The organism is Streptomyces sp. NPDC111744 (assembly GCF_055634995.1).
This window is the reverse complement of the sequence record NZ_JBVKCG010000020.1, coordinates 58726-83401: the sequence shown is the minus strand read 5'-3', so window position 1 is coordinate 83401 and position 24676 is coordinate 58726. Positions and strand designations below refer to the sequence as shown.

Genomic DNA, 24676 nt, shown 5'->3' with positions numbered 1-24676 from the left:
CAGGCGTTTTCGGCGCTGCCCGCTCCGCTTCGCGCACCGAGTGATCGTGACGTTCGTCACCAGTCTGCACGGTGATGTATCGGCTAACGAAGCCTTAGAGCGGTGGTGACTCACTCCATGATGGCTCTGATCTGCATGTTTTCCGTCTTTCGTTGACACTTTTCGACGGGGCGTGTCACCATCATCACCCATTAAAAGGGTGACGACCGGTCGCGCCTCGCGGTCGGTCCCCGAAAGAGGACTGAACATGGCAGAACAGCCGAGGCGGAACGCCGACGGCGCACCGGTGGGACGGCGCGCGATGCTCGGCATGCTCGCCGCGGGTGCCGCGGGCCTCGCCGCCGCCCCGTATCTCCAGCGCGGGTGGGAAGGGTTCCTGGGCGCGGCTTCCCAGGTCGACGCGACCGGGCTGAGCGGCCTGCTCCCCAACCCGGGCGGCTTCCGCTACTACAGCGTGGTCGGCTCGGTGCCCCACAAGGACGAGACCGACTACGAACTGCGGATCGACGGCCTGGTCGACCGGCCGAAGACCTACACGCTGCCCGAACTGCGGCGGATGCGTCAGACGCGCGTCGTCGCCGACGTCCTGTGCACCGACGGGTGGCGAGTGGACGACACGCCCTTCGAAGGCGTGCGGCTGGCAGACCTCCTCGACGACGCGGGTGTGCGCTCCGCGGGCGCGGCCATCAGCTTCTCCTGCTTCGACGGCGCCTACACCGAGAGCCTCACCCTGGAGCAGGCCCGCCGCTCGGACGTCCTGGTGGCACTGAACATGCAGGACAAACCCATCACGCACGAGCACGGAGGGCCGGTGCGTCTCTTCGTCGCTCCCATGTACTTCTACAAGTCGGCCAAATGGCTGTCCGGCATCACGGTCACCGACAAGGTGATCCCCGGATTCTGGGAGGAGCGCGGATATGCGGTCGACGGCTGGCTCGACGACGCAGACCGGCACGACAAGGCGGCCTGAACCGTCCGGACGGGTCCGCCGGTTCGGGCCTGCCCAGCGCATGGTCCACCGCGCGACCGGCTGGCTCATGCTGCTGGTGCTGGCCACCGCCGCCTGCCTGTACTTCGCCCCGCTGGCCCAGCTCGTCGGCCGCCGCGACCTGGTGGCCGCCGTCCACGAGTGGTCGGGCGTCTGTCTGCCGGTTCCCCTGCTGCTGGGGCTCTTCTCCCGGGAGTTCCGGGCGGACCTGCGCAGGCTGAACCGCTTCGCGGTCTACGACCGGCAGTGGCTGCGGGCCGTCCGCCAACGGCGGAAGTCGCCGCAGGCGCGTCCGGCCGGCAAGTTCAACGCGGGGCAGAAGATCTATGCCGGGTGGATCGCGGGTGCCGTCCTGGTGATGATGTTCACCGGTCTGCTCATGTGGTTCATCGGCCTCCTGCCGTCCGTCTCCCGCACCAGCGCCATCTTCGTGCACGACATCCTCGCCTGGGCGATCGCCGTCGTCCTGATCGGACACCTGCGCAAGGCCTACCGGGATCCCGAGGCCAGGCTCGGGATGCGGACGGGATACGTCAGCAGATCCTGGGCGGCGCGGCACCACTCCCGGTGGCTCCGGGAGGACGCTCCCGAAGGCGCCGGCGACGAGGCGGACGGAACCTGACCCGGGCTCTCAGCCGCGGGTGAGCAGGTAGTCGGTCATCCTGACGCGGCGGGTCCGCTGCCGGAAGGCGGTCGTGGTGTCGGGCCACAGGACCGTGTTGCGGCCCGACCGCGGGTCCTGGTACCAGCTGCGACAGCCTCCCGACTGCCAGACGGTGCCGGCCATCCGGCCGTCGACCCACTCGTTGAAGGCCCGCTGGACCTCCGGCCGCACCTCGGCCGTGTCCGCACCTCGCCGGCGCATACCGCGCAGGAGCGCCGCGATGTAGCGCGCCTGGGCCTCGATCATGACGATCTGCGAGTTGTGGCCGAGTCCGGTGTTCGGGCCGACCATGAGGAACATGTTGGGAAAGCCGGAGACGACGGTTCCGAGGTAGGCCTGGTTGCCCGCGCGCCAGGCCTCGGCGAGTGTCAGGCCACGGCGTCCGGTGACGTCGAAGCGCACGGTGTTCTGGGTGTCGAACCCGGTGCCGAAGACGAGGACGTCGGCGACGGTCCGGCTCCCGTCCGTACCGATCACGACTCCCGGCCCGAGGGCCTCGACACCGCCGCGGCGTACTTCGACGTGGGCACGGGACAGCGCGGGATACCAGTCGCTGGAGAGCAGCACCCGCTTGCAGCCGATGGTGTAGTCGGGGGTGACCGCGGCACGCAGCTCGGGATCGCCGACCTGCTTCTCGATCAGCCGGCGCGCCAGGGCCCCGGTCCTGGCCATGGCCCGGGGGTCGCTGACGAACCCGGCGGCGCGCGCTTCATGGATCCGGAACAGGCGCTCACGCACCCACCAGCGGTAGGCCGGGAACAGGCGCGCCAGACGGCGGTGCCGCTCGCCGAGGGGCCGGTCGGCCTTCGGGACGATCCAGGGCGGTGTGCGCTGGAAGACGGTGAGTGCGGCGACCCGGTCGACGATGGCGGGTACGAACTGGACGGCGCTGGCACCGGTGCCGACGACCGCGACCCGTTTGCCCGTCAGGTCCACGTCGTGGCGCCAGGCCGCCGAGTGGAAGACGGCTCCGCCGAAGGACTCGATGCCCGGCAGGTCGGGTTGGACGGGGTGGTGCAGCGGTCCCACCGCGGAGACCAGGAACCGGGCGCGATGACGTTCGCCGGTCGAGGTGGTCACCTCCCAGCGGCTCTCCGCCTCGATCCAGCGGGCGCCGGTGACCTTGCGACCGAACCGCACACGCTCGACCAGTCCGCGGCGCCGGGCCACGTCACGGAGGTAGTCCAGGATCTCCGGCTGGCCGGCGAACAGGCGGCTCCAGTCGGGGTTCTGGTCGAAGGAGTACGAGTACAGCGGGGACGGGATGTCACATCCGCACCCGGGATAGGTGTTGTCGCGCCAGGTCCCGCCCAGGTCGTCCGCGGCCTCCAGGATCAGACAGGAGCCGATGCCCGCCTTCCGCAGCACGGCCGCGACACCGAGACCGCTGAAACCGGCGCCCACGATCACGACGTCGACGTCCTGGTCCACGGGGCCCGCGGGTGCGGCGGCCCCGCCATCACGCGGGGAGGCCATCGGTCTCTCCCCTAGTCGTCCGTGTGGCACCGTCATGGGCGTCGGTCAGGGTGGCGAGATGGCGCTTGAGGACCTTCCCGGACGGGTTGCGCGGCAGTTCCGCGACGAAGACGAACTCGGCGGGGACCTTGTAGTCGGCCAGGGAGGCGGCGGCGTGCGCGCGCAGGGACTCCTCGGTGGGGCCGAGGCCCGGCCGGGGCACGATCACCGCGCGCACCCGTTCGTCGAAGACCGGGTCGGGCACACCGACGACCGCGGCGTCCGCGACGCCGGGGTGGGTCGCCAGCACGTTCTCGACCTCGAGGCTGTAGATGTTCTCGCCGCCACGGATGATCATGTCCTTGAGGCGGTCGAGGACACGGACGAACCCGTCGGCGTCGACGCTGCCGACGTCCCCGGTGTGCAGCCAGCCGTCCACGAAGGTGGCTGCCGTCGCGTCCGGGTTGTTCCAGTATCCAGCGGTCACCACGGGGCCGCGCACGCACAGTTCACCGACGGTGTCGCGCAGGTCCCGGGGCGGCCCGCCGCCCAGGGAGACGGCCACCTCCAGTCCGGCGACGGGTCGGCCCACCGTGCCGGACCGTTCGAGGTACTCGTCGCCCTCGGTGTAGGTGACGATCGAGGTGCCCTCGGTCATCCCCCACACGTTGCCGAGGTTGATGCCGGGCAGGCGCCTCTTGACCTCGGCGGGGAAGCCCTCGGGGACCGGCGAGCCACCCATGACGAACAGGCGCAGGGACGACAGGTCGGAGGCGGTGTCCTCGGCCTTGAGCAGGATCAGCCTGAGCATGGCCGCGACGCCCGCGAAGAAGGTGACGCGCTCACGCACCATCAGTTCGACTGCGGTCTCCGCCTTGAACTCCGGGGTGAACACACAGCATCCGCCGCCGGTGAAGAACCCGATGAACTGCGAGACCACCCCGGTCGCGTGGAACATCGGAGCCGCGATGAGCGTCCGCTCGGCCGGTCCCGCACCCAGTCGCTCGCGCACGGTCCGCGCGTTGGCCAGCAGGTTCGCGTGGGTGTGCATGGAGCCCTTGGGCCTGCCCGTGGTGCCCGAGGTGTAGAGCAGATGTGCCACGTCCGTCGGCCGGCTCCGCAGGCCGGGCAGCGCGCCCGGATCGGTCTCGGCCGCCCCGGTGTCCGTCCGGGGGACGAGCACGCCTGCCAGGACGACGCGTTCGGCGACGGCGGCAGGGACGCGGGCGCCGAGCGGGCCGTCGAGGGCGTCGGTGAGGATCACCTTGGCGCCGCTGTCGGTGAGGACGTGGTCGAGTTCCGGGCCGGTCAGCCGGGTGTTGACCAGCACGGCGACCGCGCCGGACAGCTGGATGCCGACGTACCCGACCGCGTACTGCCAGCAGTTGGGCAGCAGGACGGCGACCCGGTCACCGGGTGCGACACCGAGATCCCGCAGCCGGCCCGCGACGGCGGTCGCCCGCCGCAGCACCTCGGCGTGCCCGAGCCGGACCGCTCCGTCCACCAGGGCCTCACTCGCCCCGTGTTCGGCCGCGACCTCGATGAACATCTGGGGGAGGGTCTCCGCGCGCATCACGACTCCGTAAGCATCGACAACAGCGGTGTGCGGGGTTTCGGCCGGTCGAAGACCTCGGTCCCGGGCGTCGTCGCCCGGGACCTCCGCACACAGGGGGCTCGCGGACCCGGTGACTCCGGGCGGGCACACCCTGTTTCCGCTGACGTGATCCTACGTGTGAGTCTGCCGGTGCGGCACACCCGGGCGCGTCAGGTGTCGTCCCGCAGGACGGTGAGCACCCGCAGGGCCTCCAGATAGATCCACACCAGGGTCGCGGTGAGGCCGAAGGCCGCCAGCCAGGACTCCTCGCGCGGCGCGCCGTAGGCGACCGCGTCCTCGACGTGCCGGAAGTCCAGGGCGAGGAAGCACGCACCGAGCAGGACGCCGGCGATGCCGAAGACGGCCCCGAGCCCGCCGCTGCCGAGTCCGAGTCCGTTGCCGGCGCCGAGGGCGGACAGCAGGAGGTCCGCGGCCGTCAGCAGGAGGAAGCCGGTGGCGGAGGCGAGCACGAAGCCGAAGAACCTCCGGGTGACACGTATCCAGCGCATCCGGTACGCGATCAGCACACCCGCGGACACGGCGAAGGTGCCGAGGACCGCCTGGACGATGACACCGGGGGCGACATATGTCGACGTCGTGTCCGAGATGACGCCGAGGAAGATCCCTTCGAACGCCGCGTAGCCGAGGATCAGGGCCGGGGACGGCGTGCGCCGGAAGGCCTGGACGAGGGAGAGGACGAAGGCGGTGACGGCGGCGGCGACGGCGATCCCGTAGGACCGGCCGAGGGCGTCCGGGTCGACGGGCAGCACCGCCCAGGACAGTGCTGCTGTCAGGACCACGGTCCCGAGCGTCGCCGCGGTGCGGACGATCACGTCGTCCATCGTCATCGTGGGCCGGCCCGCCGGGGATTCCTTGCGCAGGCTCGGACCACCGGCTCGGGCGTACGGGTTGACGAGGAGATCGCCCGCGGGAGCGGCGTCGGCCGGACGGTCGAAACCCCGGCGGGAGAAGATCGGATTGCTGCTCTTCACGTGGCTCGTTCCTCTCGGTCCACCGCGGGTCGCGAAGGGACCCGCCGGGGGAGTGCGTTACTATTCTGACCGGTGACGGCAGGGGGAGCAAGCAGAAGTCACCCCTCGGAAAGGTGACGACAATCTCGCGGCGGCAGGGAACCGACGCGCGCCTGCGGTAGCTTCTGCTCCCCGAGCACACGGGAGTTCCCGCCGCCGGAACATGTGGCGACCGCCCTCGTACGGCTGCGGGTGCACACGTGCCGATCCCTCAGGAGGACGAGAATGAACCGCTCCGCCCACGCGTACTGGCTCCGCTCGCCGGGCCACGGTGAAATACGCGAGGTGACCCTGCCGGAGCCCGGCGAGGGTGACGTGGTGGTGCGCGCACTGTGGTCCGGCGTGAGCCGGGGGACCGAGGCGCTGGTGTTCCGTGGCGGTGTGCCGCACAGCCAGTACGAGGTGATGCGCGCTCCCTTCCAGGAGGGGGACTTCCCCGGTCCGGTGAAGTACGGCTACCTCAGCGTGGGCGTCGTGGAGGAGGGTCCCGCGGAACTGACCGGCCGCACGGTGTTCTGCCTGTACCCGCACCAGAGCCGCTACGTGGTGCCGGCGAGCGCGGTGACCCCGGTGCCCTCCCGGGTGCCGGCCGAACGGGCCGTGCTCGCGGGGACGGTGGAGACCGCGGTGAACGCGCTGTGGGACGCCGCGCCGCTCATCGGCGACCGGATCGCGGTGGTCGGCGGCGGCATGGTCGGATGCTCGGTCGCCGCGCTGCTCGCCCGCATCCCGGGCGTACGCCTGCAACTGGTCGACGCCGACCCGGCGCGCGCGAAGACCGCCGAAGCGCTCGGCGCGGGCTTCGCCGCACCCGCCGACGCCCTCGGCGACTGCGACCTCGTGGTCCACGCCAGCGCCACCGAGGCCGGACTCGCCCGCTCGCTGGAACTGCTGCGGCCCGAGGGCACGGTCGTGGAACTGAGCTGGTACGGCGACCGGAAGATCACCCTCCCGCTCGGCGAGGCCTTCCACTCCCGCCGCCTGACCGTCCGCGGCAGCCAGGTCGGCACCGTCTCCCCGGCCCGCGCCGACCGCAGCTACGCCGACCGGCTCGCCCTGGCCCTCGATCTGCTCACCGACCCCGCCCTGGACGCCCTGATCACCGGCGAGAGCGGCTTCGAAGAACTCCCCGCCCTCATGCCGCGTCTCGCCTCGGGCGAGGTACCGGCCCTGTGCCACCGCATCCGCTACTGAGACCGGCCGCCTTCGAGGCGCCGGGCAGCGCCCGGCCACCGAGACCCCGCAGGCATCCCGAGCGCGGCGGCGCGCGCCACCGCGGGGCGGCCGCCGCTCTCCGCCCGCCCCGATCCGGGCGGCCGCGTTGCGCCCGTCGGTTCGGCCGCCGCCGGCCGCTCGTGCCCGCCCTGGCGGTGTGGCGCAGGACACGGGAACCGGCCCGGGGCGGCGGAGAGAAAAAGAGCGTGAGGCATACAGAACCCAGTGAGTCGTTGCGGGCGCGCGTGCGGGCGGGGGACCGTGACGCGTTCGCCGACCTGTACGACCAGAACGCCCGCGCGGTCTACCGGCATGCGCTGCGGCTGACCGGCAGCTGGCCGGAGGCCGAGGAAGTGATGTCCGAGACCTTCCTGGGCGCCTGGCGTACCAGGGAGACGGTGGATCCGGAGGGCGGTTCGCTCACACCGTGGCTGCTCGGCATCGCGACGCACAAGGCGCACAACGCCAACCGCGGTCTGCGCCGGCGTCTCGCCTTTCTGGCACGCAGCCCGGAGCCCCGGCCGGTGGAGGACTTCTCGGACGAGACGGCCGGCCGGGTCGACGACGCCCGCCGCCTCGCGCTGGTTCATGACGCCCTGCGCCGACTGGGGCGCGCGGACCGTGAGGTGATCGCCCTGTGCGTGGGCGCCGGGCTGGACTACCAGCAGGCCGCCGAGGCACTGGACATCCCGGTCGGCACCGTGCGGTCGCGGCTCTCGCGGGCCCGGGAGCGACTGGCCCGGGCCAGCTCCGGTCCAGTGCCTCGAAATGATGTGGAACGGCGTGGCCGTCGCGGAGAGAAAGAGAGTGAGGCCGCGTTCGCGGCCCTTTTCCTGCAGGAGGAAACCCGATGAACGCCGACCGCCGGCACGCTGCTTTTGCTCGTAGTGAGGCAGAAGAACTGCTGGCAGCTTCGGCCGACTGGGACCTCTCGCCGAGCCGCCGTCTTCACTACAAGGACATTCTGATGCAGCAGATCGACCACGACCTGAGCCCCTCCGGCGAGACGTCGCCCACTCCTTCCCGCCGCCGGCTGCCGCGCCCGGCCCTGGTGTTGCCCGCCGTGTCACTGGCCCTGGCCGGTGCTCTGGTCGTCACGTTCTCCGGCGGCGGACACGGCTCCGCCCCGGCAGCCAGGTCCACCGGTTCAGTACCGGCCCGGGCCGACAGCGCCACCGTCACCCTCGGCCGGATCGCCGACGCGGCCATGAAGACGGACACGACGCCGGTGAAGGAGAACCAGTTCGTCTACGTCGAGAGCCTGGTGCGTGAGAACAAGGGCACTTTCGGCGGTGCGGTGGTGCTCGGCGCGGCGCACAAGGACGAGGTCTGGCTGGCTCAGAAGCCCGGTCGCGTGACCACCGTCGGCTGGCTCCGGTCGAGCGGCAAGGACGCCCCCATGCCTGGTGAGTTGGCGCCCATGACGACCACGTCTCCCGTGGGACCCGGTCTGTGGTACCCCACCTACGCGTGGCTGGCCTCGCTGCCCACCGACCCGGACGCTCTCCTCAAGGTGCTCTACGCCCAGACCACGGTGGACAAGGGCGACTCGAAGGACGAGGCCGTCTTCAGGACGATCGGTGACCTCCTGGGCAGCGCGATCATGCCGCCCGCGACCGCCTCCGCCCTGTACAAGTCCGTCGCGAGGATTCCCGGCATCACCTGGATCCCCGACGCCGCCGACGCGGCCGGACGCCACGGCATCGGCATCACCCTCAGGGCCGCCGGTTCCGCGACCCGGTCCGTGCTGATCTTCAACAAGGAAACCCTCGCCTACACCGGCTCGCAGGACTACTTCACCAACGGCGGGGCCAAGGCCGATGCCAGGGGTACGACGGGCGACGTGCTGTTCGGCATCAACGCCGTCATGGCACGCGGTGTGGTCGACCGGCACGGCGAGGTACCCGCGAAGACCGCCGGCTGAACCGGCGGGTCCCGCGTTCACCGCCCCCTTGGGAACCGGTCGTCCAGGCAGTTCCGGCTCTCTGTGGCAGGACTCACGTGAACGTTTCTCCGGGCCCACGACGTGATCGGGAGTGAGCAGGACGAGGAGTGGGACGACGTACGGTGACGGGTTGTGAAACGGTGAGCGAGCCGACCAGATATACGACGACGGCCACGCCCGGCGCCCTGCCCGGCCCGGACGCCGACCTGTCCCAGGTGCTCGAACGCTTCGAGCACGCCGGTCACCGCGACCCCGCGGCCGCCTGGAACGCCTTCACCGGCACCTGGAACTGGGCCGCACTTCTCCATACCGCTCCTGTCCTCGCCGACGGTGACCCCCGTCCCGCCGTCCGGTCCGTGGCGGGAGGCTTCCTGCTGTCCGGACGATGGCGGCGGCCGACGGGCGGGCGCCCCGAATGGCTGGCTCTGCCGCTCGGTGCGGACCGGCGCCAGTGGCGGGAGCGTTCGGCGGAGGGCGACCGGAACCTCTTCGTCGCCCCGGTGAAAGCACTCCCGCGCGCGCTTCCCGGCCCGGTGGGCACCTACGAGTCCGAGGCATTCGAACTCACCGACATGTACGTGCGGACGGGGCTCGCCACACACACGGCCGGGACGGCGTTGCGGGCGGGCGACGCGGGCTTCCTCCGCGTCGCCGTCACGGCCATGGCGCTCGGTGCGGCCCGCCGCCTCACCGACGTGGTGGCCGCGCTCGCGGCCGCCACGGCCGACGCGTGCCCGGAGGCCATGGCGACTGCCGACGTGGCCGCCGAACTGGCCGCCGTACTGCACGACGAACGGACCGCCTGGCGGCCGCGGTGCGGGCATCCCGGCTGCGGGACACGCGCGCGCTTCTGCCGTGGCGGAGCCCGCGGCGACCCTGCTGGCCCAGGTCGGTACCAGGGTGCGGCACGTGGTCGTGGCCGCGTACGAACAGACCCTGCCGCTGACGGGAGGGGACGGCGCGAGACAGGCGGACCGTGCGGTGGGGCTCGTCGAGGACGCTGCTCCCGTCCTTCAGTGCATGCGCTTCGCGACCGAACGCATGCCTCCCGTCGGCGATTTGGTGGAAGGTCCGACACCGTGACGACTGTCGCCTATCAGGGTGAACCCGGGTCCAACTCTGCCGCGGTCGCCGGGAAGTTGTATCCGGCCTGCGGTGAACTTCCCTTCACGAGTTTCGAGCAGGCTCTCGACGCCGTCACGCTCGGTTTCGCCGACGTCGCGGTGATCCCGGTGGACAACTCCGCGGCGGGACGCGTCGCGGACGTACACCATCTGCTGCCGACGTCGGGACTGTTCATCGTCGACGAGTACTTCCTGCCGATCCGCTTCGACCTGATGGCGTCGCCCGGCACCTCGCTCGGTGAGGTGGAGTTCGTCCGCAGCCATGTGCACGCCCTGGGGCAGTGTCGCAAGGTGCTGCGCGAGGGCGGCTGGCGCACGCTGGTCAGCGACGACACGGCGGGGGCGGCACGTGAGGTGGCGGAGCTGGGCGATCCCCGGCACGCGGCCCTCGCCCCGCCCGCGGCGGCGGAGCTGTCCGGCCTGGAGGTGCTGAGGCCCGGAGTCGAGGACGACCCCGAAAACACCACGCGGTTCGTCGTCCTCTCGCGGGAGGCCGCAGCGCCGCCGACGACGGGCGTGCCGATGATGACGAGCCTGTTCTTCTGCGTGCGCAACATTCCCAGCGCGCTGTACAAGGCGCTCGGCGGGTTCGCCGGCAACGGGGTCAACCTCACCAAGATCGAGAGCTACCACCTGGGGGCCGGGCTGAACGCCACCCGCTTCTACGCCGAGATCGAGGGACACCCGGGCGAGGACAGGGTCGGACTCGCCCTGCAGGAACTGCGCTTCTTCTCCACCGAGGTGCGTGTTCTCGGTGTCTACCCCGCGCACCCGTACCGGCTGGGAGAGCGGCCGGCCCAGCGTCCCCGGTGAGGGAACGTCCGCTACCGGCGCCCGGCGGGAGCGTGAACCTCCGGCCGGGGAGAACACGTCTTATCTGTGACGGGGCCCTGCTCCACTGCCGATGAGTGCGGTGGGGTGGGCGGCTCTGTGGCGGAGCCGTGCCGGGTCCCCTCTCCTGAGTGACAAGCTCCCGCCGCCTCACCCCCGCGGCGGACCGGGGCGACCGGCGCAGCCGAATGCGCTTCGACGGCCGCCCCACTGGGTCCCGCATCCCGCGACCGGTTTCCGAACCGGTCGGCCGGTGTCGATGTTGCCGTACGTCCGTCGAAGGGCTCGCGTTGAAAAGCAGTAACCCGGTGCTTCTGAGCAGGGGGTTCAGACGTCAGAGCGGTCGCAAGACGGCGGCGATGGACCCGTCGGCCCAGGCAGTCCTCGTGCGGCACCGGGTCCGGGCCGGTCATGGGGCGGACGTTGCGGACGCCACACCCTTGTCGTGGCTCGTCGCCGACCTCATGACGATGAAGGCGGTAGTGGCGCGAGCGACGACGGTGTTCGGTCTGACGGTGGTGACGGCGGTCCTGTCGTGGACCTTGTCGCCGGTGCCGCCGGCGAATCCGGGCCGGGCCTGCGTCCTCACGGGCGGTGCCGCTGCCGTCGTCGCGGTTCTGGTGTTGCTCCAGTGCCGCTTGAGCCGTCCCTCCGCCGTCCTGACCCTCGGGTACGGGCTGGCTCAGGGCGTGCTCCTGGGTGTGCTGTCCGAAACGGCCTCGACGTATGTCTCCGGAGTCTTCGTCCAGCTGGTCCTGGGGACGATGGCCGCCTTCGCGGGCGTGCTGGTGGCCTACCCGGCCCGCTGGATACGTATGCCCGACCGGGGGCACGGCTTCGTCTGTGCCGCCGTACTGGGGGTGATCATGCTGATCGTGGCCGATGTCCTGCTCTCCCCGTTCCTCGGTGCCGAAGGCCTGGGCTTCCGCAGTGTGTTCGGCGGTGTCACCTTCGGCGTCATGGGCATCGTCGTGGCCACGCCGTTCATCGCCGTCTGCTTCAAACAGGTCGAGTACGGCATCACCCACGGCGCACCCCGGCAGGAATCGTGGGCGGCGGCCTTCGGGGTGACCCTGACACTGGTGTGGCTCTATGTCGAGACCCTGCGGCTGATCACGTTCGTTCCCGCGGAGGACGTCTGACGCGGACTCCCGGGAGAATCGGGATCGGCTAAGCTGAAAATTGTTCTTGACGCGACAATCACTTGGGAAATGATTTGGGTAGGCAAGTGTTTTCGCGATTGATTCGGATATTCCGGATCGCGACGGCGGTGGTTCTGCGCTCGACCGAGGAGGACCCTCGAGTGCGGATCGTCAGCGGGCTCCTGATGGGTGCCGCGGCCGCCGTCATCGCGACCGCGGCCGTCCTCGCGGCGATGGCCGCGCACACCTCCTCCGATGCCGCGCCCCAGCGGGACGTACCGGCGGCGGTCGAGGCGGGCACCGTGTGCACGTCGCTGTCCGACCGGCGGTACGAGGTCTCGTGCGGCACGACCGCGTTCGGTGACCTCCGGTTCAATTGCACGAAGGGCGTGCTCGGCAAGTGCCCCCGGACGACGGCCGTGACCCTGCGGAATATCGGCCGCAACCCCGTGAAGGTCGCCATGGTGAGCGGGCGGCATGAAGGGGACCGGCGTATTTCTCCGGCCTCTGAGGTCACTCCTGGTCAAACCGTGACACTGAGCACGCGCCCGGATGAGAATTTCTTCTTCGATATTCTGCTTGGTTCTGTTAAATCAGGTGCAGGTTCCGTGCAGGTCGTGTCCGTCGCCTGACGGCAGGGCGGGTCGAGCCACCCAAAATGCTTGACCGTGCAACAATGTAGTAGCGTTCGCGTATGCGCATTCTCATGTTCAGCACCCCCATGCTGGGGCATGTCCTGCCGATGCTGCCCCTGGCGCGGGCACTGCGGAAGCAGGGACATACCGTCGCCTTCGCCGCGGCCGCGCAGCTCGCGCGCCCGGTCGAGTCCGAGGGATTCGCCCTGATTCCCGTCGGCCCGTCACAGGAGGTCATGGTCGCCGAGGCGGTCCGCCGGACCCGCGGGGCCGGGGTGGGATCGCCGGCATTCGTCGGTGAGTACTTCGCCGGCGCTCGCCTCGACCTCAGTGCGGACGAGGCCCTCGCCGGCACGAGGCAGTGGGCGCCCCATGTGATCGTTTCGGAACACTGCGACTACGTGGGGCAGTTCGTCGCCACGGCGCTCGACCTGCCGTCGGCGGTGATGGCCATCGACCCGGCGCTGGAACCGGACGTACTGGACGCCCTGGCCGCCAGCGCGCGCTCCCGCTACCTGGAACGCGGCATCGAACCGCCGGCCCACGCGCCCTCCGGACGTTGGCTGCTGGACCTCTGTCCGCCCAGCCTGCGCCGCGACGGCACATTGCCGGGAATGGAACACCGGGCGCTGCGGCCCGAGCCCCACCAGGCTCCCGAGGGGACCCCGCGCGAACGGCGAACGGCGCTGACCGGCCGGCCTCGGGTACTGGTCAGTTTCAGCACCTCCAAGCGGGAGCCGGAGAAGCTCGGTTCGCTGCTCAGGTCACTCAGCACGCTGGACGTCGACCTGGTGGCGACGACGTCAGGAGACGCGTCCGTCGACGGCTTCGGGCTGGATCCGGACCGGGTGGAACTGGTCGGCTTCCTGCCCGCCGCGGAGTTGCTCGACGGGGTGTCGGTCGTCGTGCACCACGGTGGCTCGGGCACCACGTTCGGCGCGGCGGCGCGCGGTGTCCCCGCCGTCGTCGCACCGAGCACCCCCGGTCAGCTGCGCCAGGCCCACCGCCTGGAGGCCTCGGGAGCCGGACGGGCCCTGCCCATGGACGAGGCGTCCCCGGAAGCCGTCACGGCCGCCGTCGGGCTGGTGCTGTCCGACCCCGTCTACACCAAGGAAGCGCACCGGTTGCGCGAGGAGATAGCGGCGATGCCGTCCGCGTCCCAGGTGGCCGAGGAACTCGTCGCCGCGGCCGGGTGACCGGCGGGACATGGCCGGCACGGCCGGCCCCGCCCTCTTGCCGGCAGCACGGACCGCGGCCGCCCGTCGAGCACTGGCGCGGCGCCACGCAGCCGCTGCTCAGGGAATGCCGAAGGCGCCGACGGACCTCAGGCCGCAGCGGTGGGCGGTGTCAACGCCTCGTCGATCTCAGCAGGTTGTTGTACTCGCGTCTGAGGAGCTTCGCCGCCTGGCACGGCTTGTTGTCGGTCTTGCAGGACCTGCAGGCTTCGACATGTGCCTCGTGGGTGAGACGTGCCTGTTCCGTCAGCTCGCTCTCCGACACCATGGTTGCCCTCTTCTTCCTGTGGCGGGGGTCGGGCAGACACCGGTGGTCGGCGCTGCCACGCGTGAGTGCATACCTTACGAGGTGCAGATGAGGTACATATCTTGCGGGGGAATCGTGACGGTACGTGTCACGCGGGCGGACGTGATGTCGGCCCCGTATCCCGCGGCCTCGGACTGGGTACCCGCGCAAGTGAACCTGGCGGGGCGCTGCTTCGGTCGGCTCGGCAGCTCGCTTGGCCTGCCACCAGTTGATGTTCTCGCCGCCCGTCACCTGCTGGAGCTGCACGGTGTGGTACGTCCCCGAGGTGAACTGGAAGGAACCCGCGTCCACGGTCTGCCAGGTCTGCCAGCCGCCGGTGTTGGGCACGTCGACGACGGGCCCGGCGACACCGTCGACGACGAAGCGGATCTGGGCGCCGCTGTTCGGCGTGGCGACGCGGACGGGGAGGTTCTCGGTCCCCTGCATGGGCACCTCCTTCCACTGCAGCCATTCGCCCGCGGCGACACTGCCGACGTTCCATCCGCCGCCGGTGTCAGTGGCCGGCTGTACGTCCAGGTCGTCGCTGCGGTAGACGTTCCACAGGTTGCCCGCGGTCGTGTCGTTGACCGTGTCCGCCGACTCGGCCTGGACCACCATGTCGTCGGGGAAAGGGGTGTTCGAGTAGCGACGCAGGATGTTGATGTTCTGGTTCGGATAGTCGCGCTGCGTGGTGGCGTACGGCGCGTTCCGGGTACGCCACAGGCCCGCGCCCTCCTGCCAGTCGGTGAGATTGCTGACCAGGGTCTGTCCGTGATTCGGGCCGATCACCATGTTGGTGGTGCCCGTCACGAAGTGGAATCCGGGCACCGCGACGCCGTAGGAGGCGCCGTTGAAGGTCTGGTTGGTGTACGACGGGCTCGGCACCCCGAACCAGCTGTTCGCCCCGTTCGCTACGGCCGACACCGCGGAGTCGTTCTTCAGCCAGCTGTTGTCGACGACGAAGTAGGGGTTCTGGCCGAACTCGGACTGCGCTTGTGAGCGGACGTACTGCAGCATCCTCGCGGAGTTGCCGTTGCCCTGGTTGGTGAAGGCGTAAGTGTTGTCGGACCAGAAATAGACGACCGGCTGGCCGCTCACCTTGTACAGGAGGTTGTCCGGCACGGTCTGGAAGTACGACCTCAGGTCGTTGTCCCACAGGTACTGGTAGCCGCCTTCGCCGGAGCCGTCCGTGTCTCCCATGTCGAAGAGCGGTGAGTAGCCGCCGGCATGGTGCTTGACCTGGTTCTTCTTGTCGGTCATGGACGCCGGTATGTCGTCGAACGCGGCGATCTTCAGCTTGTCCGCGTAACCCCCGCGGTTGATCGCGTCCACCAGACCGGCGAGTGCGCGCGGGTCTCTCCGCCCTGGTTGGGGACGGCGGAGCCGGGGATGTACTCGCGCGTGTCCACCGCCACGAAGTCGACGCCGGCGGACACCAGTTCCTCGACATAGTTGTCCCAGAACTGAGGAGTCGTGCCCCGGGCCGCCTCGTAGAGGGGAAAGTTGTAGGTCTGGCTGCCCTGGTTCTCGTAAGGGCCACCGGGCAGTGTCGTGGTGTCGAAGCCGAAGGTGACGCCCAGCGATCCGGTCCTGCCGGCGGCGCGGTGCGACAGGACGGACCCGCCCGTGTCGATGACCACGGATGTCGTGGCGGCCCCGGCAGAACCGGTCAGCGTGGCCGCCAGGCCGATTCCGGCGGCGGTCATCATGACCGCGAGGGACGACCGGTGTTTCCTGCGATGCCGACCGTTCCGAACACGTATGCCCATGTGTGCAAGCTCTCTCAGCAGTGGGCTTCCAGAGGGCGGTTCGCCCTCTCGGAAAGGGGCTCGCCCGTCGCCGCGCAGATGGCGGGGAAGACACATGTGATCCTGCCATGCCATCGGCGACTCGCCCGTCCGAGTGCGCGCTCCCGGGCGCCGGCGAAGCCGTCCGTCCACCGCCGGTTCACCGGGAGATCGGCTTTCGGTCGCGACTTGACCTGCGCGTTCAGTCCTGGACAGACACTTGATCGTCGTTTGTCATTTCGTGTCTGCCCGGCCGGAAGCGCCGCTGCTTAGCGTCGTTGTTGCTTGAACAATCAATCCGAAAGAGTTCCCATGTGTAACAACGGTGACAACCCGACGGCAGAACCGACCGGGCACAACCGACGAGGATTCCTGCGCAATGCCGCACTGGCCGGTGCGGGGGCGGCGGTCGTAGGGACCGGGGCCTCCGTGATCGGTGCGTCGCCCGCGTCGGCCGCGGACGCCACCAAGACCGGCAGGATCGGCAAGTGGAATCCGGATCCGACCTCCCTCCAGTTCACGGTCGCGATCATGCCGGACACGCAGTTCCTCTACTGGGGCAGCCAGGACAGCGTCAACCGGACGCCGCAGGAGGAGTCGTTCCGCTACATCATCGACAACAGCGGGAACCCCGACCTCAACATCGTGTTCATGGCACACCTCGGTGACATGACGCAGGACGCCGACCCGTCGTCGTTCGAGCAGGTCGACAAGGCGTTCGCCCTGCTGGACGCGCACGGCGCCGCGTACAGCGTGGTGGCCGGAAACCACGACCTGAGCGGCGACGACACCCGTGGCGACACGACGTACCTGCAGACCATGGGCCCGCGCCGGTTCAAGCACTCGAAGACGTTCGCCGCGGCGGACACGACCGGCTACAACACCGCGCACATCTTCCAGGCCGCCGGCCGCTCCTGGCTGCTGCTGGCCCTGGACTGGCGCACCACCGACCAGGGCTTCGCGTGGGCCAACGAGGTCATCAAGGCCCACCCCAAGATGCCGGTGATCATCACGACGCACGACATGGTGTGGTCGACCTACGATGACAACGTTTTCCCCTACGAGTCCGGGGACCCGGAGAACAACGCCGGGCTCTCCGACCACGGCCAGACGGTCTGGGACAAGCTGGTCGAGGACAACGACCAGGTCTTCCTGACCGTCAACGGCCACTACTGGCCGCCCGGGCGTACCACCAAGAAGAACGCCGCCGGCAACGACGTGCACATGCACATCGCCAACTACCAGAACCGCTACTTCGGCGGTGGCGGCATGATCCGGCTCTACCACTTCGACCTGGTCCGCAACACGATCGACGTCGAGACGATCAACCCGTGGATCCTGGCCCAGGACCCGGAGTCCCGCCACGAGCTGGCGGCCGAACTCGCCCGGGTCAGCGGCCCGGTCGACAACTTCTCGGTGCCGATCGACTTCAAGGAGCGGTTCTCCGGCTTCGACCCCGTTCCGGTGCGTCCGGCCCGCCCCGCGGCACGGGAACTGGTGAAGGGCACGCTGGCGTACTGGCGCTTCGACGGGCAGGGCGCCCCCGGCACGGCACTCGCCGAGGGCCAGCGGATCCACGACCTGTCGGGCAAGGGCAACGACCTGACGGTGGTGAGTGTCCCGGGCAGCGCGGCCGACGCGCTGACCTGGTCCGCCGACCATCACCCCGACCAGCCCGGCCACGCCAGCCTCCAGTTCGTCGGCGGCCGCAACCCCGTTCACGGCGCGTATCTGACCACCGGGGCGAAGGCTCCGCTGAACGCCGAGACGTTCAAGACCGGCTACACCATCGAGGCGTTCGTCAGGATGCCGCTGGACTGGGACGCCGGAAAGAACGGCAACGCGTCGTTCCTCAGCCGCCGTGGTTCGGCCGGTGCCGCCGGCAAGCACGGCAAGAACACCGACCCCAATGAGCCGCTGGCCCAGTTCGCCATCACGAACAACGGCCGTGAGCCGCAGTTCAACCACTACCCGACGAACGACACCTACCCGACGACCAACTGGGGTCACGGCCTGGTGGAGCTCAAGTGGTGGCATCTGGCCGTGGTCAACGACGGCCGGTTCACGAAGCTGTACGTCGAGGGCGCGCCGGTAGTCGACAACCCGAAGCGCCTGTCGGTCGGGCTCACCTCGCTCGGGCTGCCCTGGCTGGTGGGCGGTCACGAGTACGCGGGCGCCGTCGACGTGGTCTTCCACGGCAACGTCGGTGACATCCGGATCGTGAACCGTCCCCTGTCCGAGGACGAGTTCCTGACCGCCAAGTAGGACACCGCCTCCCGGCTCCGGCCCGACGACCGGAGCCGGTACGTCGATCCGTTTCCATGGATGGTCGGTCGTCCCGCTGGGTGACCTCCGGGTCAGCCCCGGGGCCGGCCCGGCGCCGCTCAGGCGGGCGAAAGTATGCGTCACCCGACGGCCGCTGTCGCGCCGGCGGGTGACGCGTGCCCACGTCTTCGGGGCGGTTCGCCTACTTTCCTGCAGTTTTCTGCGGGCGCAGGGACGAGAACGCGGCGCGGAGTTCCTGCGTGAAGATGCCTGGGACCTCCCAGGCCGCGAAGTGACCGCCGCTGCTGGCCTTGTGGTAGTAGAAGAGGTCGTGGTACGCGCGTGACGCCCAGCTGCGCGGGGCCTGGTAGATCTCGCCGGGAAAGACCGTGATGGCGGCCGGGATCGACACCGACACGGCGTTGAAGTTGTTGGCGTTGTTCTCCCAGTAGAGCCGCGACGAGGAGACGGCGGTGTTCGTCACCCAGTACAGGGTGATGTCGTTCAGCATCTCGTCCTTGGTCAGCACGCGTTCGGGGTGGCCGCCGCTGTACGTCCATGCCGCGAACTTGTCGTACATCCAGGCCGCCAGACCCGCGGGCGAGTCCGTCAGCCCGTATCCCTCGGTCTGGGGCCGGGTGACCATCATGGCCGAGTAGCCTGAGCCGGTCTTGTAGAAGGTGGCGAGCTTGTTGTAGGCGGCCAGCTCGTCGGGGTCCAGACCGGCCGGCGCGGAGTAACCGCATTGAAGCCTCTGCGCGATGTCGGGGGGCACGGTGGCGGGGAAGTTGACGTGGATGCCGAGCAGCCCCGGGGGCTTCTGCACCGCCATCTTGTCCGAGACCACGGCGCCCCAGTCGCCGCCCTGGGAGACGTAGTGGTCGTACCCCAGCCGGTCCATCAGCACGGCCCAGGCGCGCGCGATGCGGTCGGGGTTCCACCCGGTGGTCGTCGGCCGCTCGGAGAAGCCGTAACCGGGCATCGAGGGGATGACGAGGTGGAAGGCGTCCTCGGCGCGGCCTCCGTGTGCCGTGGGGTCACTGAGCGGTCCGATGACCTTCAGGAACTCCAGGATGGAGCCGGGCCAGCCGTGGGTGAGGATGATCGGAAGGGCGTTCGTGTGGCGGGAGCGGACGTGGATGAAATGTATGTCCAGTCCGTCGATCTCGGTGATGTACTGCGGCAGGGCGTTGAGCGTGTCCTCGATGTTCCGCCAGTTGTACTTCGTCCCCCAGTACTGGGTGAGCTCCTTCATCGTGGCGAGCTGGACGCCCTGGGACTGGTCCTTGACGGTCTCACGGTCGGGCCAGCGTGTCGCCATGATCCGGCGGCGCAGGTCCCTCAGGTCCTGCTCCGGAATGTTCACGCGGAAAGGGCGGATGCTCTGCCTCACGCTCGCCGAGGCCGGCTTGCCCGAGTCGTTCCAGGCCTGCAGTCCCAGAGCTCCGGTGGCCGCCACGGAAACCGCGGCGGCGGACGTGGAGAGGAATTTCCGACGGGAGTACGAGCTGAGACATTCGGGCATGACGGATCTCCCTGCAATCATTCCTGAGTTCGGAGTTGCGGAGTGTGGGGGAGGGCGCGCTTCCTCCACGAGCCTCCTGCTCATGGGCGCGAACTGGGGTTCGCGCTGAGCGAGTTGCTTCACCGCTGGTGAACCGAGCCAAGCTCGCGGTTTCGAGCTTGGATTCGCGTGGCACCGAGGCGCTCGTGCGACTCAAAAGGCTCATTACTATCTGTAACGGTATCTTTCTCTGTGTGAGTGCGCAACTCGCGCGGCTTCTGTCGATGGGCTCGGGTGGACGCGCCCCGGGAACGCTGCTGCTGCTCGTCTTCACCGTCGTGCAGGCACCGCAGGTCGGCTGGACGGCACCGCGTGCGCTGCTGTCCTTCGCTGCCATCGTGGTGCTGCTGACCGCCTCGTGCTCGTCGAGCGGCGCTCGGCGGCCCTGCTCCTCGGGCTCGGGCTGTTCCGCTCGGCGCATCGGATCCGGGCGCAGTTGACAGCCGTCTTCTACTCCGGCTCCTACGCCGGGTTCCAGGCGCCACGCCCTACATGCAGTCGCTGCTCGGCTGGTCCGCCCTGCATACAGCGCTCGCCTTCCTGCCTTCGGGAGCGTTGGTGGCCCTCTCCTCGGGCAAGGTGGGCGCGTTCATCGACCGCTTCGGTACGCCGCGGCTGGTCACCACTGGCTTCGTCCTCATGGGCGACGGCTGCACGCTGTTCCTCCGGGCCGGCCTGCACCCCGTGTACGCCGTCGTGATGCGGCCGATTCCGCTGCTCGGTGCGGCCTCCGCGCTGATCCACCCTCGCTCAACCTTCAGGCGGCCGACAGTGTCGAGGACCACGAGCAGGGCATGGTGTCACACCTCGGCCAGGTGGGCGGAGCCATGTGCCTCGCCGTTGTGGCGGCGGTACTCACCACGAACACCTCCGGGCATTCCAGCTTCAGGGGATGCTCTGACGGGCGCCCTGGGTGGTCGTGACCGGAATCGCCCTTGCCGGTCTTCTGATCTCGCTGACGGGTCTGCGCACCCGCCCCTCCCGGCAATCGCTCGTGGCTGTCAAGTCCGCGACGGGGGGCGCCAGTCAGGTCCCCCGATACCGACGGACGTCCCTTTAATTGACTGAACAAGTAATATGTGTTTACGATCTTCTGCGGGTTCCGGTCAGCCGGGCAGGATCCGACGAGCCGCTCCCCGAGGATTGCCGAGTCCTGCGGTGGTCTGCCGCAGACTCTCACGACATCAGAACACGTGCCGCGTCGTGATGTCACCGTACGCGGAACAACCTGACTCACACACACTTCGCGGCTCACCGGACCCGCAGCACAGCTCCGATCTCCTCACCACCGCGTCCGGAAGCTGACCGACAGCCCCACCCCCCACGTTTGACGACAGGAGCAGCACCATGACCGATCCGCTCGCCACGGAAGCCGCCGCGGTTGACCCCGGAAGCTCAGGCACCCTGCATCCCTTCGTGGCCGGCAGTCGGGCGGCCGGCGCGGTCCTGCCGGCTCCGCCCTACGAGCCGCCGACGCCGGTCGAGATCCGGGACGTCAGCGTGCCCGGACTGCACGGCGCTCCGGACTTCCGCGTTCGGATCTACACGCCGACCGGCCACGAGGGGAAGCTGCCCGGCCTGCTCTTCCTGCACGGTGGCGCCTTCATCCTGAGCCTTGTCGACTTCTTCGAAAGCCAGACCACCCGGATCGCCGCCGAAGTGGGCGCCGTGGTGGTCTCCGTGGACTACCGCGTCGCGCCGGAGGCTCCCTTCCCGGCGGGCATGGAGGACGGCTACGCCGCTCTCGAATGGATGGTCGAGCACGTGGATGAACTCGGCGTGGACCCCCAGCGGATCGGCATCGCGGGGGAGAGCGCCGGCGCGAACCTGGCCGCCGCCGTGGCTCTGGCCGCACGCGACGGCAACGGACCGAGGCTGACGATGCAGTACCTCGGTCTGCCGGTGTTGGACGACCGCCTCGAAACGCCCTCGATGAACACCTTCGTCGACACTCCCGGGTTCAACCGGCGCAATGCGGAGGTGATGTGGGACAGCTATCTCGGCGGTACGAGGACGGGGCGCGGCGACGATGTCAGCCCCTATGCCGCTCCGGCCCGCGCCGAGGACCTGGCCGGGCTGCCGCCGACGTACATCGCGCTCGCCGAGTTCGATCCGCTGCGCGACGAGGGCTTCGCGTACGCCCAGCGGCTGATCATCGCGGGGGTGCCCACCGAACTGCGCCACTTCCCGGGTGCCTCCCACGGTGTGTCCGAACTGAACCCCGACGCGGAGGTGAGCCGCCGCATGATCGCCGGACAGCTCGACGCGCTCCGACGGGGCTTGCACGGCGACGCGTCCAGCCCGTCGGTCTGACACCTCCTTCGCTGATCCTGACCGTCCGACGCGGCGTGACCGTCGCGCCGGACGGGCCGGCGCCCCGGAGCTCCACGGAGCGTCCGGCGGCGGTGTGCCGTGCCGAGGCCGACGCGGCGGGCTCCGCGCCGGTGACCGGCCGCCGGGCCGGCGCAGCGTCACCGGGCAGTCGGACCGGCCGACATCCCCGCGGTACCAGGGTGGTTCACCGTCCGCTCGGACACCCGTGACCGGGCCGCGGTGCACTCCCGGCCGACGGCGCAGGACGACCGGTCCCGGCCGACCTCACGACGCGACGTCCGTCGCCGCGGCCTCGACCAGACCCGGCTGGAGGCGCCGGGCGGTGTCGATGTGGTCGGCCGTCCAGATGATGCGTACCGCCGTGGCCGTGGCCTGGCCGCGCTCGTCGGTCAGATCACGGCGCAGGGACTCCACCAACCGGTCCTCGGCCGCGGGATTGCGGGGCAGCGGATCGGGAACGGCGGCGGCCCGGACCAGACCGTCCGCCAGGTCGCCGTACCAGCGGCTCACCCGGTCGGCCGCGCTCAGGATGACGAGGCGCGCCGCCACCCGGTCCGCCTCCGTGTCCCGCTCCTCGGTGCACTGCCACAGGCTCAGCACCGAGTCCGCGGCCAGCCGCAGCGCCACCACGCCCGTGACCAGGGTGCTCATGTCGGCGAGCGGCACCGGCTTCGCGCCGCGTTCGGCGAGGTAGTTGCGGAAGGCGTCGTCGAGACGCCGCGCCGACGCGGCTGCCGTACGGCCCTCCTCCAGAGCGGCATCCGCCGACGGGGCGGGGCCGGTGCCGCACCGGCCCAGCGCGTAGGCCACCGAGCCGGTCAGGTAGCGGGCGCCGTCGGTGTACGCGTCGGCGAGCGCCCGGTTCACCGCGGCCGTCGCGCCGCGGGGCCAGAAGAACAGGGCCACCAGCAGGCTCACGCCGCAGCCGATGGCGATGTCCTGGATACGCAGCAGCACGATGTGCCAGTCCGGGATCATGCCGATGTTGAACAGGACGACCAGGGTGATGGTGAAGGACGCCTGACCGGCGGCATAGGAGATGACGGAAGGGGCGGTGCCGGCGAGCAGGACCGCGAAGGGCAGCAGGACCCACAGCAGCGCGCCGTGATGCCCGATCAGCTTCAGCAGCAGGGCTCCGATCAACGACCCCGCGACGGTGCCGGCGACCGCGCGGACGGCGTTCTGCCCGGTGCTGAGGGCGTTCGAACGCAGCACCGACAGGGTGCCGAGGAGTACCCAGAACGAACGCTCGACGCTGGTCAGATCGACGAGGGCGACCGCGATACCGAGGCCGAGCGCTCCCCGGAGACTGTTGTGCAGCCACACGGACTGGGGCCGGAGATGGGCGGCGGCCCGTTCGTGTGCGGAGGCCAGGGGCTCGGTGACGGCTCCGGGTTCACGTCCGAGGAGGCGATCGGTCCAGGAACGACGTTCGGCGGCCGCGACACGATCCACGTTGCTCGCGATCTGAAGCGTCGCGAACCCCACCTTCTGCGCGTGGAACGACAGATCCAGGAACCCGATCACGGGATGCACCCGGGAGGGCGTGCCGGTGCCTTCCTCGTGCACGGGAAGCCGGACGCTGGCGCTGCGTTCCATGTCGTCCAGGGCCGCGCGCAGGTGGTCCGCGGCGGAGCGCAGCGCCGCGGGCGAGCTGCTCGGGGCGTCGAGCAGAGCGGCCGCCTCGTCCAGTACCGCGGCGGCGGCCCGCCGTACCTGGTGTGCGCTCACGTCGCAGGCCGGCCGGCCTGCGGCCGGAGGCGTGCTGTCGGCGAGGATCCGGCTGAGCCAGGTCAGTTCGTCGACCAGGCGGACGAGAGCCCGTGAGCCCGCGGACAATCCCGTGGGCCGGTAAGGGGTGGCGTTGAAGACGGTGCGCAGGTCGTCCGCCGCGGCGGTGGTCTCGATCGCGGTGGCGCGGCAGCGGCCGGGGCCTGGGGCGTGTGGCGCGCCGGCCGGCAGATCCGCCTCGTCCGACAGCTGTCTCGCGGCGGCCCGGCACACACGGGCGGCTGGTGCGCCGAGCGGATCCCTCGCCGGCCGGGGCCACAGCAGGGAGATGGCCAGCATGGCGGTCGCCGCCGCCAGTCCCGCTCCCGCCAGTCGTTCCGGGAGCTGGGACAGCGGTACCGGGGTGGCCACCGGGAGGATGAAGGCCAGGAGCATCGCGGTGGACGCGCCTGCCAGGACGGAGCTGACGACTCCGCAGAACAGCACGAGGAATGCGATGACGACGGTGACGACGACCGCGAGCCAGATCTGGTGGGCGACGAGCGTGCCCAGGCAGATGAGGACGGCCCAGGCGACGGTCAGGCCGAGGTGTGCGCGCAGGCGCTCGGTCATGGGGCCGCTGAAGTCCACGAGCAGCAGCATCGAGAACGAGGCGAAGGAGGCGAAGGTGGCCACGGTGGGCGAGCCGATCACCTGGCTGCACAGGGCGTAGAGGCTGGGAATCACCAGGGCGGCGCGTCCGGCGCGCCGGGTCGCCGCCAGGTCCGGGTCGTGTGCGCGAAGCCATGAGAGGGCAGCTTCGAGACGGCTGCCGGGGGCATAGTTCTGTACCAACGGCTCCTCCTGCTGA

General features: G+C 70.0%; 19 protein-coding genes. 12 read left to right on the top strand and 7 right to left on the bottom strand.

Translation table 11 applies throughout. From position 1 onward, the window contains the following. Positions 1-247 precede the first annotated feature (247 nt). Positions 248-970 (top strand): molybdopterin-dependent oxidoreductase, encoded by a 723-nt coding sequence (locus ACZ7OO_RS33595; protein ID WP_471510660.1) that lies wholly within the window; start codon positions 248-250, stop codon positions 968-970. Next, the gene (locus ACZ7OO_RS33590; protein WP_471510658.1) at positions 918-1610 is read left to right on the top strand and encodes a cytochrome b/b6 domain-containing protein; all 693 of its coding nucleotides are present in this window, start codon (positions 918-920) and stop codon (positions 1608-1610) included. Before ACZ7OO_RS33595 ends, ACZ7OO_RS33590 begins: the two co-directional genes overlap by 53 nt. A 9-nt stretch (positions 1611-1619) precedes the next feature. Here the strand turns inward: ACZ7OO_RS33590 and ACZ7OO_RS33585 are convergent, their stop codons facing one another. The 3 genes from ACZ7OO_RS33585 to ACZ7OO_RS33575 form a co-directional block, all read right to left on the bottom strand. Continuing rightward, the gene (locus tag ACZ7OO_RS33585) at positions 1620-3128 is read right to left on the bottom strand and encodes a flavin-containing monooxygenase (protein ID WP_471510656.1); all 1509 of its coding nucleotides are present in this window, start codon (positions 3126-3128) and stop codon (positions 1620-1622) included. Further along, positions 3112-4680, bottom strand: a complete 1569-nt coding sequence (locus ACZ7OO_RS33580; RefSeq protein ID WP_471510654.1) for a class I adenylate-forming enzyme family protein — start codon at positions 4678-4680, stop codon at positions 3112-3114. Before ACZ7OO_RS33580 ends, ACZ7OO_RS33585 begins: the two co-directional genes overlap by 17 nt. Before the next feature lie 191 nt (positions 4681-4871). After that, positions 4872-5693, bottom strand: coding sequence for a Bax inhibitor-1/YccA family protein (locus tag ACZ7OO_RS33575; protein ID WP_471510652.1), 822 nt, complete (start codon positions 5691-5693; stop codon positions 4872-4874). Positions 5694-5957: 264 nt separating this feature from the next. On the opposite strand from ACZ7OO_RS33575, the gene ACZ7OO_RS33570 reads away from it, so the two are divergent. The 7 genes from ACZ7OO_RS33570 to ACZ7OO_RS33540 all read left to right on the top strand — a co-directional run bounded on the left by ACZ7OO_RS33570 (position 5958) and on the right by ACZ7OO_RS33540 (position 13820). After that, positions 5958-6926: a zinc-dependent alcohol dehydrogenase gene (locus ACZ7OO_RS33570; protein WP_471510650.1), complete on the top strand. Its 969-nt coding sequence runs from the start codon at positions 5958-5960 to the stop codon at positions 6924-6926. Positions 6927-7180: 254 nt separating this feature from the next. Continuing rightward, the gene (locus ACZ7OO_RS33565) at positions 7181-7801 is read left to right on the top strand and encodes an RNA polymerase sigma factor (RefSeq protein WP_471510783.1); all 621 of its coding nucleotides are present in this window, start codon (positions 7181-7183) and stop codon (positions 7799-7801) included. Beyond that, positions 7798-8871: a CU044_5270 family protein gene (locus ACZ7OO_RS33560; RefSeq protein ID WP_471510648.1), complete on the top strand. Its 1074-nt coding sequence runs from the start codon at positions 7798-7800 to the stop codon at positions 8869-8871. Before ACZ7OO_RS33565 ends, ACZ7OO_RS33560 begins: the two co-directional genes overlap by 4 nt. A 1100-nt stretch (positions 8872-9971) precedes the next feature. Next, positions 9972-10829: a prephenate dehydratase gene (locus tag ACZ7OO_RS33555; RefSeq protein WP_471510781.1), complete on the top strand. Its 858-nt coding sequence runs from the start codon at positions 9972-9974 to the stop codon at positions 10827-10829. Between the two features lie 206 nt (positions 10830-11035). Further along, a complete protein-coding gene (locus ACZ7OO_RS33550) occupies positions 11036-11989 on the top strand; it encodes a Bax inhibitor-1/YccA family protein (RefSeq protein ID WP_471510779.1) in 954 nt (317 codons plus the stop codon). Positions 11990-12150: 161 nt separating this feature from the next. Then, complete coding sequence (locus tag ACZ7OO_RS33545; RefSeq protein WP_471510646.1) at positions 12151-12621, top strand: hypothetical protein; 471 nt, start codon at positions 12151-12153, stop codon at positions 12619-12621. Positions 12622-12683: 62 nt separating this feature from the next. Next, on the top strand, positions 12684-13820 hold the full coding sequence (locus ACZ7OO_RS33540) for a glycosyltransferase (protein ID WP_471510644.1): 1137 nt from the start codon (positions 12684-12686) through the stop codon (positions 13818-13820). 151 nt (positions 13821-13971) lie between these two features. Here the strand turns inward: ACZ7OO_RS33540 and ACZ7OO_RS33535 are convergent, their stop codons facing one another. Together ACZ7OO_RS33535 and ACZ7OO_RS33530 are read right to left on the bottom strand one after the other, a co-directional pair. Beyond that, positions 13972-15477: a DUF5010 domain-containing protein gene (locus ACZ7OO_RS33535; RefSeq protein WP_471510642.1), complete on the bottom strand. Its 1506-nt coding sequence runs from the start codon at positions 15475-15477 to the stop codon at positions 13972-13974. Beyond that, positions 15438-15854, bottom strand: coding sequence for a DUF5010 domain-containing protein (locus tag ACZ7OO_RS33530; protein ID WP_471510640.1), 417 nt, complete (start codon positions 15852-15854; stop codon positions 15438-15440). The genes ACZ7OO_RS33535 and ACZ7OO_RS33530 overlap by 40 nt, the downstream gene beginning before the upstream one ends. Before the next feature lie 390 nt (positions 15855-16244). Between ACZ7OO_RS33530 and ACZ7OO_RS33525 the strand changes: the two genes are divergently transcribed. Continuing rightward, on the top strand, positions 16245-18197 hold the full coding sequence (locus ACZ7OO_RS33525; protein ID WP_471510638.1) for a LamG-like jellyroll fold domain-containing protein: 1953 nt from the start codon (positions 16245-16247) through the stop codon (positions 18195-18197). A 202-nt stretch (positions 18198-18399) separates the two neighbouring features. On the opposite strand, the gene ACZ7OO_RS33520 is transcribed toward ACZ7OO_RS33525, so the two are convergent. Continuing rightward, a complete protein-coding gene (locus ACZ7OO_RS33520) occupies positions 18400-19722 on the bottom strand; it encodes an epoxide hydrolase family protein (RefSeq protein WP_471510636.1) in 1323 nt (440 codons plus the stop codon). A 233-nt stretch (positions 19723-19955) separates the two neighbouring features. On the opposite strand from ACZ7OO_RS33520, the gene ACZ7OO_RS33515 reads away from it, so the two are divergent. Continuing rightward, a complete protein-coding gene (locus tag ACZ7OO_RS33515; protein ID WP_471510634.1) occupies positions 19956-20201 on the top strand; it encodes a hypothetical protein in 246 nt (81 codons plus the stop codon). A gap of 907 nt (positions 20202-21108) precedes the next feature. Continuing rightward, positions 21109-22074 (top strand): alpha/beta hydrolase, encoded by a 966-nt coding sequence (locus ACZ7OO_RS33510; protein WP_471510632.1) that lies wholly within the window; start codon positions 21109-21111, stop codon positions 22072-22074. 285 nt (positions 22075-22359) lie between these two features. Here the strand turns inward: ACZ7OO_RS33510 and ACZ7OO_RS33505 are convergent, their stop codons facing one another. Further along, positions 22360-24660 carry an FUSC family protein gene (locus ACZ7OO_RS33505; RefSeq protein WP_471510630.1) on the bottom strand — a complete coding sequence of 767 codons (2301 nt, stop codon included), beginning with the start codon at positions 24658-24660 and terminating at the stop codon, positions 22360-22362. Positions 24661-24676 lie beyond the last annotated feature (16 nt).

Excerpts from the sequence above, each read along its gene's own strand:
- ACZ7OO_RS33595 (WP_471510660.1), top strand. The coding sequence starts at position 248 with ATGGCAGAACAGCCGAGGCGGAACGCCGACGGCGCACCGGTGGGACGG.
- ACZ7OO_RS33590 (WP_471510658.1), top strand. The coding sequence starts at position 918 with ATGCGGTCGACGGCTGGCTCGACGACGCAGACCGGCACGACAAGGCGG.
- ACZ7OO_RS33585 (WP_471510656.1), bottom strand. The coding sequence starts at position 3,128 with ATGGCCTCCCCGCGTGATGGCGGGGCCGCCGCACCCGCGGGCCCCGTG.
- ACZ7OO_RS33580 (WP_471510654.1), bottom strand. The coding sequence starts at position 4,680 with ATGCGCGCGGAGACCCTCCCCCAGATGTTCATCGAGGTCGCGGCCGAA.
- ACZ7OO_RS33570 (WP_471510650.1), top strand. The coding sequence starts at position 5,958 with ATGAACCGCTCCGCCCACGCGTACTGGCTCCGCTCGCCGGGCCACGGT.
- ACZ7OO_RS33560 (WP_471510648.1), top strand. The coding sequence starts at position 7,798 with ATGAACGCCGACCGCCGGCACGCTGCTTTTGCTCGTAGTGAGGCAGAA.
- ACZ7OO_RS33550 (WP_471510779.1), top strand. The coding sequence starts at position 11,036 with ATGCGCTTCGACGGCCGCCCCACTGGGTCCCGCATCCCGCGACCGGTT.
- ACZ7OO_RS33540 (WP_471510644.1), top strand. The coding sequence starts at position 12,684 with ATGCGCATTCTCATGTTCAGCACCCCCATGCTGGGGCATGTCCTGCCG.
- ACZ7OO_RS33530 (WP_471510640.1), bottom strand. The coding sequence starts at position 15,854 with ATGATGACCGCCGCCGGAATCGGCCTGGCGGCCACGCTGACCGGTTCT.
- ACZ7OO_RS33525 (WP_471510638.1), top strand. The coding sequence starts at position 16,245 with ATGTGTAACAACGGTGACAACCCGACGGCAGAACCGACCGGGCACAAC.
- ACZ7OO_RS33520 (WP_471510636.1), bottom strand. The coding sequence starts at position 19,722 with ATGCCCGAATGTCTCAGCTCGTACTCCCGTCGGAAATTCCTCTCCACG.
- ACZ7OO_RS33510 (WP_471510632.1), top strand. The coding sequence starts at position 21,109 with ATGACCGATCCGCTCGCCACGGAAGCCGCCGCGGTTGACCCCGGAAGC.